Raw genomic sequence first — 13,672 nt, forward strand, 5'->3', positions numbered from 1 at the left:
ACGCTGGGCATGCATGGGTGACGGCAGGACGCGGCGCAAGGCGCCGCCGGAACGACAGCAGCACGACGACGCGAACACGCCGCACGCCGACGGGCAATTCGACCTGTTCGGCGTGCCGGCCGACCCTGCACGCGCGTCGCCCGAGAACGATGGCCCGCCCGCCGACACCGACGAACATGTGAGCCCGGGCGCACCTGACGACGCGCAGCCGGCACCGCGCCCTCGCACCCACGCTCGTTCTTCAGACGAAACACCGCCCGCCGCTTCCGGCCTGCTGTGGGACGAGCCGTCCCTGCCAGCCGAGCCGCCGAAGAAGGGCCGGCGCCGGCGCGGCGTGCTGCCCGCGCCGATCACACCGGATGTGGCCGATGCGGCGGCCGGCCTGCCGCCGAACGTCCGGCTCGGCACGTCGTCGTGGTACTTCCCCGGCTGGGACGGCATCGTCTACGACGGCGATTTCGCGCAGACCAAGCTGTCGCGCGAAGGGCTCGAAGCGTACGGTGCGCATCCGCTGCTGAAGAGCGTGAGCCTCGACCGGTCGTTCTATGGCCCGCTATCGGTGGCCGACTACCTGCGCTATGCGCAGCAGGTGCCCGACGATTTCCGCTTCGTCGTGAAGGCGCCGGCTTCCGTGACCGATGCGGTGATCCGCGGCCGGCGCGGCGAACCGTCGGGACCGAACCCGACTTTCCTCGACGCGGATCTCGCGACCCGCGAATTCGTGCAGCCGTGCGTCGAAGGGCTCGGCCGGAAAGCCGGCGTGCTCGTGTTCCAGTTCTCGCCGTTGCCCGACCAGATGCTTGCCCGGCCGGCCGAACTGATCGACCGGCTGGCCACTTTCTTCGCGGCGTTGCCGCCGCTGCCGACGGAAGCCGACGGCACCCGCTATGCGATCGAGATTCGCGACGCGAGCCTGCTCACGCCGCGCTTCATCCGCGCGCTCGCCGCGCTCGGCGTGCGCTACTGCGTCGGCCTGCACGCGCGGATGCCCGACCCGCTGCGCCAGGCGGCCGCGCTCGCGCTGCTCGACGGCGACGCGCCGGGCCCGCTGATCGTGCGCTGGAGCCTGCACGGCGGCTTCAAGTACGAACAGGCGAAAGCGAAGTACGAGCCGTTCGACAAGCTCGTCGACGAGGATCCGGCCACGCGCTCGGCGCTTGCCGAACTGGCCGCGCGCTATGCGCTGGCCGGGCAGCCGGTGATCATCACGATCAACAACAAGGCGGAAGGCTCCGCGCCGCTGTCGTGCATCGCGCTTGCGCGCGAGATCGCCGCCGCGTGCGCGCAGTGGCGCAACGAGGCGGCTTGATACCCGCTTGATACCCGCTTGATACCGGCTAGATACCGGCTAGATACCGGCTTGCGCCGGCCGCGGTCACGACGCTTACGCGCCGCGCAGCGACTTCAGACGGTGCGAGAACTTCTGCCGGAATTTCGCGAGCTTCGGCCCGATCACGACCGAGCAGTAGCCCTGCCCCGGGTTGCGCGCGTAATAGTTCTGGTGATAATCCTCGGCCGGCCAGTAGTTGCCGTCGAGCGGCACGACCTGCGTGACGATCGGCTGCCCGAACACCTGCTCGCGCTCCAGCTCGCGGATCACGTCGAGCGCCGTGTCGCGCTGCGCGTCCGAATGGGTGAACACGACCGAACGGTACTGCGTACCGACGTCGTTGCCCTGCCGGTTCAGCTGGGTCGGATCGTGCGTTGCAAAGAAGATCTCGAGGATTTCGCGATAGCCGATGCGCGCCGGATCGAACGTCACGTTGACGACTTCCGCGTGGCCCGTATCGCCTTCGCAGATGTCGCGATAGCCGGGATTGCGCGTATGGCCGCCCGCGTAGCCCGACTGGACGGCCGTCACACCGTCGACGTCGAGAAACACCGCCTCCGTGCACCAGAAACACCCACCGCCCAATGTCGCGGTTTCAAGCATCTCGTTCACCATGAAATCAGTCCCTCGTTGATGTCGGCAGCCGGCACGCATGCGCCGGCGCCACCGTTCCGCCTCGCCGCTGCCCACCCGCGTGCGGGTCGCAACGGCACGTCGGCAAGTATCTCACTCGCGCGCGAACCTGACAGAGTGCACAGGTGCCGCGCGCGACCAGCCGCCCGTTTTCTCGACTACACTTAGGCACGCACGAGCGCGGCGGCAAACCCGCTGGCTCGCGCAACGTGCCCGATGCATGCCCGACCCTGATGCAAACATCATCTGCCGGAACTTCGCTATGCATGCCTTAACAGACCTCGCCCGCGTCACGCGTCCGGCCGTCGCCGCGTCGCGGGCCGCGGCTTCGATTGCATCACCTCCTTGCCATGCATCCGTCTCGCTCCGCGCGCGGCGATCCGGCACACCGCTTCTTTCCGCTTTCACGATCTGATGCACGGCGTCGCACGCTCATCGACGCGTGCGTCCGCCTGCCGATCGCTCCCGCCGGCGTGATGCGCGCCGTGCGGCAACCCCGACTCGCACGCCCGCAACGAACGGCCGTGCGACCCCGATCCGACACCATCGAGAGGGCATCACCATGAGCATGCGGCCTGACCCGACGTTTCACGCTTCACCCGAGCTTGCGATGCAGGCACCGGCGGAGGAGTTTGCCTATACGTTGTTGCTGAGCCCCGATTTTTCCAGACCCGACGCGCTCGCCGTGATCGACGTGAAGCCTGGCTCGTCGACCTACGGAAAAATCGTGCACACGGTGACGATGCCGAACACCGGCGACGAGTTTCACCACTTCGGCTGGAATGCCTGTTCGTCGTCGCTGTCGCCGTTGACCGGCCACGCGTTCCTCGAACGCCGCTTCCTGATCATCCCGGGCCTGCGCTCGTCGCGCATCTACGTGATCGACACGAAGCCGCATCCGACGCAGGCGCGCATTCACAAGATCATCGAGCCCGACGAGATCTCCTCGAAGACCGGCTATTCGCGGCCGCACACCGTTCATTGCGGGCCCGAGGGCATCTACGTGAGCACGCTCGGCGGCGCAGGCAAGGACGGCACCGACGGCGCGCCCGGCATCTTCATCATGGATTGCGAGACCTTCGACGTGCTCGGCCGCTGGGAGATCGACCGCGGCCCGCAGGACAAGCACTACGACTTCTGGTGGAACCTGCCGCGCGACTACATGGTGTCGAGCGAATGGGCGCTGCCGCCGCAATTCGAGAACGGGATCGTGCCGGAGGACCTGCTCGCGAACAAATACGGGCATCGCCTGCATTTCTGGGACCTGCGCGCGCGGCGCAACGTGCAGACGATCGATCTCGGCGCGCAGCACCAGATGGCGCTCGAGGTGCGGCCCGCGCACGACCCGGCGCGCGAATACGGGTTCGTCGGCGTCGTGGTCGACACGACCAATCTCGAAGGCTCGATCTGGACCTGGTGGCGCGAAGACGGCAAGTTCCATGTGAAGAAGACCGCAACGATCCCGGCCGAGCCGGCCGCGGCCGACGAACTGCCGCCGCTACTCAAGGGATTCGGCGCGGTGCCGCCGCTCGTGACCGACATCGACCTGTCGCTCGACGATCGCTTCCTCTACGTGTCGTGCTGGGGCACCGGCGAGATGCGTCAGTACGACGTGTCGGACCCGCACAACCCGGTGCTCGCGGGGTCGGTCCGGATCGGCGGCATCGTGCGCCGCGCACCGCACTCGAACGGCCGCACGTTCGCGGGCGGCCCGCAGATGGTCGAGATCAGCCGCGACGGGAAGCGCGTGTACTGGACCAACTCGCTGTATTCGACGTGGGACGACCAGTTCTATCCGGACGGCGTGCCGGGCGCGCAGGTGCTCGCGCATGTGGGGCCGGAAGGCGGACTGAAGCTCGCCGACGATTACTGGGTCGAGTTCCCCGACGGCTATCGCGCGCACCAGATCCGGCTCGAAGGCGGCGACTGCTCGACCGACTCGTTCTGCTATCCGTCGGTCAAGCGTTGAACGCCGGCTTTCACGCCCCGTTCGCGCTGTGGGCGGCCGTGCTCGCGAGCGGGGTGTATCACGGGCTCAACCCCGCGATGGGCTGGCCGCTCGCGGTGTCGAACGCGCTGATGACGCGCCGCGGCGGCGCGCTCGTCGCGGCGCTCGGCTATCTCGCGCTCGGCCATGCGCTCGCCGTGTTCGCGGTGATGCTGCCGTTCGGGCTGCTCGCCGCGCTGCTCGCGTGGCAAACGGCGATCCGGATCGGCGCGAGCGCGCTCGTGATCGGCTTCGGCGCCGTGCTGCTGATCCGGCGCCGGCATCCGCGGGCGCTTGCGCGGATTCCGCCCGCGCGGCTCGGCCTGTGGTCGTTCGCGGTCGCGATCGCGCATGGCGCGGGGCTGATGCTGGTGCCGATCTACCTCGGGCTGTGCGGGCTAGACCCGGACGCCGGCCACCGTGCGGCGGCCACGCTCGTCGATGCGCATCTCGGAATGGCGCTCGTCGTCGCGGCCGTGCATGCCATCGCGATGATTGGCGCCGGCGGCGGGCTCGCGTGGCTCGTGTACCGCTATCTCGGGCTGAAGTTCGTATCGCGAAGCTGGTTCAATCTCGACGCGGTGTGGGCGTCGAGCCTGATCGTGACGGGCGCGTTGTCGCTGAGGCTGGCGGCGGCGTGATAGGGCGGAGGGACCTGCGGCCGATGTCGAGCACGGGTGCCGGGCGGCACGGCGGCCCCGCACAAAAAACGCGACGGAACGGCCGTGCCGGCAGCGTGCCATCGCGCATCCGGCCGCGCGCCGCAGTGTTCGCTACGTCACCCTGCCCCCGCAATGCGCCGTCCGGCCGGGCCCGGCGGCCCCGATTCCGCTAAAATCGGGCCATGCGCACCCCTTCCCCCTCGACCGCCTTGTCGCCTTTCGTCCGCCGTGCCCGCCCCACCCGCGTCGCGCCGCGCCCGCCCGTCTCGTTCCGGATGGCCGCGCGATGAGCCACGCCAATCCCCCGGATTTCGACTCGGCCGCCTTCCGGCAAGCCCTCGGCCAGTTCGCCACGGGCGTGACGGTGATCACGACGCGCGCGCCGTCCGGCCAGCTGATCGGCATCACCGCCAGCTCGTTCAACTCGGTCTCGCTCGATCCGCCGCTCGTGCTGTGGAGCCTCGCGCACAAATCGGCGTCGACGCCCGTGTTTCGCGGCAACAGCCATTACGTGGTGAACGTGCTCGCGGCCTCGCAGCTCGACCTGTGCAAGCGCTTCTCGACCTACAAGGGCGACCGCTTCGAAGGGATCGCGCATGCGGCCGGCAACTCGGGGATGCCCGTGCTCGACGGCGCGCTCGCGTGGTTCGAATGCCACAACCGCAGCCGCTACGATGAAGGCGACCACGTGATCTTCGTCGGCGAAGTGGAGCGCTGCGGCGTGCGCATGGAATCGGACACGGCGCCGCCGCTCGTGTTCCACGGCGGCGGCTTCCACGGCCTTACACCGCTTTGATCGCCCCCGTGCGCGCCAGCCCGACCGGCGCGCCGGCTTCATCCTTCAGCGTCTGCAGCACGATGTTGGAACGGATGTCCATCACGCCCGGCGCCTTGTAGAGCCGGTTCAGCACGAAATCCGAATAGTGCTTGAGGTTGTGCGCGAGCACGCGCAGCAGGTAGTGGCTCTCGCCCGTCACGACGAACGCGCCGACCACCTCCGGCCATTCGCGCAGCGCTTCCGCGAAGCGCTCGTGCCATTGATTCTCTTCGTTGCGCATCGACACCTGAACGAACGCCTCGAGCTCGAAGCCGAGCTTCTCGCGGCTCAGGCACGCGCGATAGTGCTCGATCACGCCCTGCTCCTCGAGCAGGCGCATGCGGCGTAGACAGGCGGACGGCGAAAGCGAAATCCGTTCCGCCAGGTCGAGATTGCTGATTCTGCCCTCTTCCTGCAGTACCGCCAGAATCCGGCAGTCGGTGGCATCGAGCGTGATCGCGTGCATTTTTGGTCCCCGTTTTCCCTCTGAGTCGAATTATCTGCCAATCCGGCGGATTGTCCATGTTTATTTCGCAAGCACTTTCTGCGAGCGTCCACCTATCATTCGAAGGATCGACTCACCGAATCGTCATGCCATGGACACCCTCTGGGACATCTCGCCGCCCGTCAGCCCCGCCACCCCCGTGTGGCCGGGCGATACGCCGGTTTCCGTCGAACGCGTGTGGCGGATGGAGGCCGGCTCGCCGGTCAACGTCGCGCGCCTGACGCTGTCGCCGCACACGGGCGCGCACTGCGACGCGCCGCTTCACTACGACGCCGACGGCGCGCCGATCGGCGCCGTGCCGCTCGACACCTACCTCGGCCCGTGCCGCGTGATCCATTGCATCGGCGCATCGCCGGTCGTGCAGCCGGCCGATGTCGCGGCCGCGCTCGACGGCGTGCCGCCGCGCGTGCTGCTGCGCACCTGTGCGCGCGCCAGCGTCGATGAGTGGGACAGCCACTTCTGCGCGGTCGCGCCCGAGACCGTCGACCTGCTCGCCGCGCATGGCGTGAAGCTGATCGGCATCGACACGCCGTCGCTCGACCCGCAGGAATCGAAGACGATGGATGCGCATCACCGCGTGCGCGCGCACCGGATGGCGATCCTCGAAGGCATCGTGCTCGACGACGTGCCGCCCGGCGACTATGAACTGATCGCACTGCCGCTGAAATTCGCGACGCTCGACGCGAGCCCCGTGCGCGCGGTGCTGCGCGCGCTGCCCGCGCGTGCTTCCTGATTATCCCGACTGACAACCCCACATCATGATCAAGACCCGTGAAGACGCGCTCGCGCTCGACCGCGACGATCCGCTCGCCCCGCTGCGCGACCAGTTCTCCCTGCCCGACGGCGTGATCTACCTCGACGGCAACTCGCTCGGCGCGCAGCCGCGCGCCTCGGCCGCCCGTGCGCAGCAGGTGATCGGCGCCGAATGGGGCGAAGGCCTGATCCGCAGCTGGAACACGGCCGGCTGGTTCGCGCTGCCGCGCCGTCTCGGCGACAAGCTCGCGACGCTGATCGGCGGCGCGCCCGACGAGACGGTCGTGACCGATACGATCTCGATCAACCTGTTCAAGCTGCTGTCGGCGATGGTGCGCCACCAGGCCGAGCGCGCGCCGGAGCGCCGCGTGATCGTGTCGGAGCGCTCGAACTTCCCGACCGACCTGTATATCGCGCAGGGGCTGATCGAGCAGCTCGGCGGCGACTACGAACTGCGCCTGATCGACGACCCGGCCGACCTGCCCGGCGCGCTCGGCGCGGACACGGCCGTCGCGATGATCACGCACGTGAACTACCGCACCGGCTACATGCACGACATGCCGGCCGTCACGCAGCTCGTGCACGACGCAGGCGGGCTGATGCTGTGGGATCTCGCGCACTCGGCCGGCGCGGTGCCGGTCGACCTGAACGGCGCGCGCGCGGACGGCGCGGTCGGTTGCACGTACAAGTACCTGAACGGCGGCCCCGGTTCGCCCGCCTTCGTATGGGTGCCGCAGCGCCATCACGCGCACTTCTCGCAGCCGCTGTCCGGCTGGTGGGGCCACCGCGCACCGTTCGCGATGCAGCCGGGTTTCGCGCCCGATCCGGGCATCGCGCGCTTCCTGTGCGGCACGCAGCCGATCGTGTCGATGTCGATGGTCGAATGCGGGCTCGACGTGTTCCTGCAGACCGACATGCACGCGATCCGCCGCAAGTCGCTCGCGCTGACCGATGCGTTCATCGCGCTCGTCGAGGCACGCTGCGCGGGCCTGTCGCTGAAGCTCGTCACGCCGCGTGCGCATCACCAGCGCGGCTCGCAGGCGAGCTTCGAGCATCCGCACGGCTACGAGGTGATGCAGGCGCTGATCGCACGCGGCGTGATCGGCGACTATCGCGAGCCGTACGTGCTGCGTTTCGGCTTCACGCCGCTCTATACGCGCTTCGCCGACGTGTGGGATGCCGTCGAGACGCTGCGCGACATCCTCGCCACCGACGCGTGGAAGGCGCCTGAGTTCGCCGAACGCGGCGCGGTGACCTGATCGGCCTTGCCCGGCGCGCGCAAGCCGCGCGCCGCGCCCCGTCATTCAAATCTGGAGAAAGTCGTGAATTCTGGTCATATGCAGCCACCCGGCGACGACGCGCCGGCGGGCTGCCCGTTCTCGGGCGCACGCGCCGCGCATTCGGCCCAAGCAGCCCCGGCCGCGCACGAAGCGTCGCACGTGCCCGGCGATGCCGGCTGGCACAACGCGCAGCTCGATTTCTCGAAGTCGATGAGCTACGGCGACTACCTGTCGCTGAATTCGATCCTCGACGCGCAGCATCCGCTGTCGCCCGATCACAACGAGATGCTGTTCATCATCCAGCATCAGACGAGCGAGCTGTGGATGAAGCTTGCGCTGTTCGAACTGCGCGGCGCCCTCGACGCGGTGCGCACCGACGCGCTGCCGCCTGCGTTCAAGATGCTCGCGCGCGTGTCGCGGATTCTCGAGCAACTGGTGCAGGCCTGGAACGTGCTGTCGACGATGACGCCGTCCGAGTATTCGGCGATGCGGCCGTATCTCGGGCAGTCGTCGGGTTTCCAGTCTTATCAGTATCGGCAGCTCGAATTCCTGCTCGGCAACAAGAACGTGCAGATGCTGCAGCCGCATGCGCACCGGGCCGACATCCTCGAACAGGTGCGTGCAACGCTCGAAGCGCCGTCGTTCTACGACGAAGTCGTGCGCCTGCTCGCGCGGCGCGGCTTCCCGATCGCGGCCGAGCGGCTCGAGCGCGACTGGACGCAGCCGACCCGGCACGACGAGACGGTCGAAGCCGCGTGGCTCGAGGTGTACCGTCATCCGCAGCAGCACTGGGAGCTTTACGAGATGGCCGAGGAACTCGTCGATCTCGAGGATGCGTTCCGCCAGTGGCGCTTCCGTCACGTGACGACCGTCGAGCGCATCATCGGCTTCAAGCAGGGCACGGGCGGCACCAGCGGCGCGCCGTACCTGCGCAAGATGCTCGACGTCGTGCTGTTCCCCGAGCTCTGGCACGTGCGCACCACGCTGTAACGCGCGTCCCGCCCCGGCCCGCCCGCCGTCACGACGACGTGCGGGCCAGCTCCTCCCCTTCGCGCGGCTGCACGGCCGCGCGCGACAGTCGCGGAATGTGCCGTCGCACGACGAGCAGCGCGACGCAGACAATGCCCATCGCGATCGCCAGCATCGTCAGATAGGCCGTGGCGCCGCCCGTGGTGATCACGACCGCGCCCGCGAACGCGCTGAGGATCGCGCCGAGCCGGCCGAACGCGAGCGCGCTCGCGGTGCCCGTCGCGCGCACGGCCGTCGGGTAGATGTACGCGCAGAGCGCATACATCGTCGACTGCACCGCGTTGACGAACAACCCGTGCAGGCCGAGCCCGACGATCAGCCAGCCCGTGTGGCGGCTCGCATCGACACCCATCAGCCACACCGCGCTCGCCGCGCCGCCGATACTGCACAGCACGAGCGGCCAGCGCGACCCGGCATGCGCGATCGTCCATGCGCACAACAGCGCGCCGATCACGCCGCCGAGGTTGTACGCGGTGAGCCCCGTCCCCGCCACCGACACGCTCAGCCCGCTCGCCGCCAGCATCGTCGGCAGCCAGCTGAACGCCGCATACACGGCAAGCAGGCACATGAAGAACGCACACCACAGCGCGATCGTGTCGCGCGCCTGGCCGCTCGCGAACAGCGCGCCGAAGCCGCCGCGGCCGCCTGCCGCGCGTGCGTCCCGCAGATCGGTGAAGGCGGTGCCCGGCGCGACGGGCCGCTCCATCCGCGCAAGCAGCGCGCCGAGTTCCGGCCAGCGCGCGGGGCGCCGCGCGAGATAGCGCGGCGATTCGGGCAGCGCACGCACGAGCACGAAGCCGAGCACGAGCGGCAACGCGCCGCCCGCGAAGAACAGCCCGCGCCAGCCGTAGCGCGGCAGCACCTCATGCGCGAACAGGCCGGCCAGCATCCCGCCGAGCGGCACGCAGACGATCGTCGCGGTCACCATCATCGTGCGACGCCGCGCGGGCGTGTATTCGGCCGTCATCGTCGTGGCCGTCGGCAAGGCGCCGCCGATCCCGAGGCCTGCGACGAAGCGCAGCACCGCGATCGCCGTGACGTCCGGTGCGAAGCCGATCGCGCAGGTCGCGATGCCGAACAGGAACACGCTGCCGATCACGGCCTGGCGGCGGCCGAAGCGGTCCGCGACGATTCCCGCGCACGCACTGCCGATGCCCATCCCGACCAGCCCGGCCGCCACCGCCGGCGCGAACGCGCCACGCGTGATGCCCCATTCGCGGATCAGCACCGGGATCGCGAAGCCGATCAACTGGCCGTCGAAGCCGTCGAGCACGATCGCGAGCGCGGCGAGCAGCACCACGCAGCGCTGCATCGTCGTGAACGGCCCGTCGTCGAGCGTCGCGCCGATGTCGACGGACGCAGGCAACAATCCGTCGCGCGTGCTCATGCGACCTCCCGTGCGCCGCGCTCAGGCGGCAACATGCGCGAGCAGCGCGCGGCAAGACAACGGCATTCGATGGCGTTCATGGCGTCTCCGGTTGCCCGGGCTGGCGCGGTGGCGCGTGCCCGGATCTCGTGCTGCGCAGGCGGCCGGCGTCGACGCATCGGCGCCGCCTCCGGTGTCTCGTCCAACCTGTCCCGATCCGGCGCCGTCGCCTGCGCGCGACGCGCTCGTCTCGTCGTGCGGCGCAAGCCGCGCCGCCCGCCTGATGCTCAGTTCACCCGCGCGTCGATCAGCCGGACCAGCGCGAGCAGCGTTTCCGCATGCGGCACCGCGACGCCCGCTTCGCGCGCGGCCGCGACGACCTTGCCGCTGATCGCGTCGATTTCCGTGCGGCGGCCCGCGAGCACGTCCTGCAGCATCGACGGGCGATGGCCGCGATGCGCGTGGATCGCATGCTCGACGTTGCGCGCGATGCGCTCGCCGTCGACCGCGATGCCCTTCGCGCGGGCGACGGCGGCCACCTCGGCTGCAATCGCGAGGGCAAGCCGCGGCCCGTCGTGATGGTTGCCGAGCTGGTCGACCGTGCAGCCCGTCGCCGCGCACAGCGTGTTGAGCGCCGCGTTGAACGCGACCTTTTCCCAGATCGCGGCCCACACGTCGGCGTCCAGCGTGCACGCGAGCCCCGCGCGCGACAGCGTATCGGCCACCGTCGCCGCGAACGGGCGTGCCGCGCCGTCGGCCGTCATCATGCGGATCGCGCCCGCGCCGTGCGAGCGCACGTGCGCCGGCCCCGCCGCGTCGGCCGGCCACGTCGTCACGCCGACCAGGATGCGTTCGAGCGGCACGAACGCATTCAGCGTCTCGACATTGCCGAGCCCGTTCTGCAGCGTCAGCACGTGCGTGTCCCGCTCGAGCAGCGCGCGCACGCCGTCGAGTGCGGCACGCGTATGCAGCGACTTCGTGAAAACGATCAGCAGGTCGAATGATGCATCGGGCGATGCGGCCGCAGCCGCATTCGCCGCTTCCGGCCGCACGGCCTGCAACGTCCGGATACACCGCTCACCACGATCGTCATCGATGCGCAACCCATCGCGGCGAATCGCATCGAGATGCGCATCGTTCACGTCGATCAGCGTGACGGCCTCGCCGCTTTCGGCCAGCCGCCCGCCGAACAGCGAGCCCATCGCGCCGGCACCCAGAATCGCAATCCTCATCGTCGTCGGCCTCGTCAGAACGGATAGTGGCGCGGTGCGGTCTGCACGGTGATCCAGCGCAGGTCCGTGAACGCCGCGATGCCGGCCTGGCCGCCGAAGTGGCCGAAGCCGCTGTCCTTCACGCCGCCGAACGGCATCTGCGCCTCGTCGTGCACGGTCGGACCGTTCACGTGGCAGATGCCCGATTCGATGCGGGCCGCGACGCGCATCGCACGCGCGACGTCGCGGCTGAACACGGCCGACGACAGCCCGAACGCGTTGTCGTTCGCGCAGCGGATCGCGGCGTCCTCGCCATCGACGCGCACGATGCCCTTCACCGGGCCGAACGACTCCTCCGCATAGATGCGCATCGCCGGCGTCACATGGTCGAGCAGCGTGGCCGGGAACAGCGTGCTGTCGGCCTTGCCGCCGCACACGAGCGTCGCGCCGTGCGCGAGCGCGTCGTCGATCAGCGCGTTGCAGCGCTCGACGGCCTTCATGTCGACCAGCGAACCGAGCACGACGGGCCCCTGGCGCGGATCGCCGAGCGGCAGCGACGCGGCCTTGTCGGCGAGCTTCGCGACGAACGCATCGGCAATCGACGCGTCGACGACGATGCGTTCGGTCGACATGCAGATCTGCCCGGAATTCGCGAACGCGCCGAACGCGGCCGCCGCGACTGCCGCATCGAGATCGGCATCGTCGAGCACGACGAACGGCGCCTTGCCGCCGAGCTCCAGCACCGACGGCTTCAGGTGGCGCGCACAGGCTTCGGCGACGATCCGGCCGACGCGCGTCGAGCCCGTGAAATTCACGCGGCGCACGGCCGGATGCGCGATCAATGCATCGACGATGGCACCCGCGTCCTCGGGCGCGTTCGTCACGAAATTGACGACGCCCGGCGGCAGCCCGGCTTCCTGCAGCGCCTCGACGATCAGCCCGTGCGTGACGGGGCACAGCTCCGAGCCCTTCAGCACGACGGTGTTGCCGCACGCGAGCGGCAGCGCGAGCGCGCGCGTCGCGAGGATCACCGGCGCATTCCACGGCGCGATGCCGAGTACGACGCCGGCCGGCTGCCGCACGCCCATCGCGAGCGAACCGGGCACGTCGGACGGGATCAGCTCGCCGCCGACCTGCGTGGTCAGCGACGCAGCCTCGACGAGCCCGCTCGCGGCAAGCTGCACGTTGAAGCCGGCCCACAGCGCGGACGCGCCCGTCTCCGCCGCCATCGCGGCGACGAACTGCTCGTGCTTCGCTTCGAGCGCGGCGGCCGCCTTCAGCAGCAGCGCGCGGCGGGCGCCGGGGCCGAGCGCGGCCCAGCCGGGAAACGCGCGGGCGGCCGCGTCGGCCGCCGCGCGCGCATCGTCGACGGTGCACGCGGGCGCTTCGGACGCGACTTCGCCGTCAAGCGGGTTGCGGCGCGCGAAGGTCGCGCCGCTGGATGAGTGACGGCGTTCGCCGCCGATCAGCATCGATACGGTTTGCATGGAATCTCCGGAAGGACGCGCATTGCGCATCACATCATTCAGGCAATCTCGACTTCAACGACGACCGGCGTCGCGGCGCGCAGTGCATCGGTCAGCGTGTCGCGCAGGTGTGCGGCATCGGTCACGCGCACGCCTCGGCAGCCCATCCCTTGCGCGAGCGCGACGAAATCCAGGTTCGGCAGATCGGTGCCTTGCACGGGGTCGTCCGGGCTGAAGCCGAACACCGGCGCGAAATCCTGCAACGCCGCGTAGCGACAATTGTTCAGGATCACGAACGTGATCGGCAACTTCAGTTGCGCGGCGCTCCACAAGGCCTGGATCGAATACAGGCTCGACCCGTCGCCGATCAGCCCGATCACGCGCCGGCCCGGGTGCGCGAGCGCGACGCCGACGGCGGCCGGCATCCCGTAGCCGAGGCCGCCGCTGTCCATCGTGTAGAAGGTGCCGCTGTGCGTGAACGGCAGGTGTTCCTGCATCACGGGCCGCGCGCTCGGCGCTTCCTCGACGACGATGTCGTGCGCGTCGCGCACGTCGGCGAGCGTCTGCAGCGCGAACGCGACCGACATGCGCTCGCCGGCGGCCGGCGGTTCGACGCGCGCACGCGGCGGCCGC

The 13,672-nt window shown here is 69.5% G+C and carries 13 protein-coding genes; 7 read left to right on the forward strand and 6 right to left on the reverse strand.

The window, feature by feature from the left end:
* The first annotated feature begins 13 nt into the window (after positions 1 to 13).
* Positions 14 to 1,309 (forward strand): DUF72 domain-containing protein, encoded by a 1,296-nt coding sequence (locus G3N98_RS22725; protein WP_206149275.1) that lies wholly within the window; start codon positions 14 to 16, stop codon positions 1,307 to 1,309.
* Between the two features lie 75 nt (positions 1,310 to 1,384).
* Here the strand turns inward: G3N98_RS22725 and msrA are convergent, their stop codons facing one another.
* Entirely contained in the window at positions 1,385 to 1,945 is a 561-nt protein-coding gene (msrA, locus tag G3N98_RS22730; protein WP_041492935.1) for a peptide-methionine (S)-S-oxide reductase MsrA, read from the reverse strand.
* 580 nt (positions 1,946 to 2,525) lie between these two features.
* On the opposite strand from msrA, the gene G3N98_RS22735 reads away from it, so the two are divergent.
* From G3N98_RS22735 to G3N98_RS22745, 3 genes are all read left to right on the forward strand, one after another.
* Positions 2,526 to 3,932 (forward strand): selenium-binding family protein, encoded by a 1,407-nt coding sequence (locus G3N98_RS22735; protein WP_206149276.1) that lies wholly within the window; start codon positions 2,526 to 2,528, stop codon positions 3,930 to 3,932.
* A complete protein-coding gene (locus G3N98_RS22740) occupies positions 3,929 to 4,591 on the forward strand; it encodes a hypothetical protein (protein ID WP_206149277.1) in 663 nt (220 codons plus the stop codon). Before G3N98_RS22735 ends, G3N98_RS22740 begins: the two co-directional genes overlap by 4 nt.
* 307 nt (positions 4,592 to 4,898) lie before the next feature.
* Positions 4,899 to 5,408 carry a flavin reductase family protein gene (locus G3N98_RS22745; RefSeq protein ID WP_089426191.1) on the forward strand — a complete coding sequence of 170 codons (510 nt, stop codon included), beginning with the start codon at positions 4,899 to 4,901 and terminating at the stop codon, positions 5,406 to 5,408.
* Here the strand turns inward: G3N98_RS22745 and G3N98_RS22750 are convergent.
* Positions 5,395 to 5,895, reverse strand: a complete 501-nt coding sequence (locus tag G3N98_RS22750) for an Lrp/AsnC family transcriptional regulator (RefSeq protein ID WP_006477992.1) — start codon at positions 5,893 to 5,895, stop codon at positions 5,395 to 5,397. The two genes, G3N98_RS22745 and G3N98_RS22750, sit on opposite strands and share 14 nt — an antisense overlap.
* 130 nt (positions 5,896 to 6,025) lie before the next feature.
* On the opposite strand from G3N98_RS22750, the gene kynB reads away from it, so the two are divergent.
* The 3 genes from kynB to kynA all read left to right on the forward strand — a co-directional run bounded on the left by kynB (position 6,026) and on the right by kynA (position 8,957).
* Entirely contained in the window at positions 6,026 to 6,667 is a 642-nt protein-coding gene (kynB, locus tag G3N98_RS22755) for an arylformamidase (protein ID WP_089426192.1), read from the forward strand.
* A gap of 28 nt (positions 6,668 to 6,695) precedes the next feature.
* Positions 6,696 to 7,946 (forward strand): kynureninase, encoded by a 1,251-nt coding sequence (gene kynU / locus G3N98_RS22760; RefSeq protein ID WP_089426644.1) that lies wholly within the window; start codon positions 6,696 to 6,698, stop codon positions 7,944 to 7,946.
* Positions 7,947 to 8,024: 78 nt separating this feature from the next.
* Complete coding sequence (gene kynA / locus G3N98_RS22765) at positions 8,025 to 8,957, forward strand: tryptophan 2,3-dioxygenase (RefSeq protein ID WP_206149281.1); 933 nt, start codon at positions 8,025 to 8,027, stop codon at positions 8,955 to 8,957.
* A 28-nt stretch (positions 8,958 to 8,985) separates the two neighbouring features.
* Here the strand turns inward: kynA and G3N98_RS22770 are convergent, their stop codons facing one another.
* The 4 genes from G3N98_RS22770 to G3N98_RS22785 form a co-directional block, all read right to left on the reverse strand.
* Complete coding sequence (locus G3N98_RS22770) at positions 8,986 to 10,383, reverse strand: MFS transporter (protein WP_206149278.1); 1,398 nt, start codon at positions 10,381 to 10,383, stop codon at positions 8,986 to 8,988.
* 266 nt (positions 10,384 to 10,649) lie between these two features.
* Positions 10,650 to 11,594, reverse strand: coding sequence for a 2-dehydropantoate 2-reductase (locus tag G3N98_RS22775; RefSeq protein WP_206149279.1), 945 nt, complete (start codon positions 11,592 to 11,594; stop codon positions 10,650 to 10,652).
* A 14-nt stretch (positions 11,595 to 11,608) separates the two neighbouring features.
* Positions 11,609 to 13,060 (reverse strand): aldehyde dehydrogenase, encoded by a 1,452-nt coding sequence (locus G3N98_RS22780; RefSeq protein WP_206149280.1) that lies wholly within the window; start codon positions 13,058 to 13,060, stop codon positions 11,609 to 11,611.
* 38 nt (positions 13,061 to 13,098) lie between these two features.
* The coding region (locus tag G3N98_RS22785) for a thiamine pyrophosphate-dependent enzyme (protein WP_241026036.1) at positions 13,099 to 13,672 on the reverse strand (574 nt) is incomplete at its 5' end.

It is taken from the genome of Burkholderia sp. Tr-20390 (genome assembly GCF_017104595.1).
GTDB lineage: Bacteria > Pseudomonadota > Gammaproteobacteria > Burkholderiales > Burkholderiaceae > Burkholderia.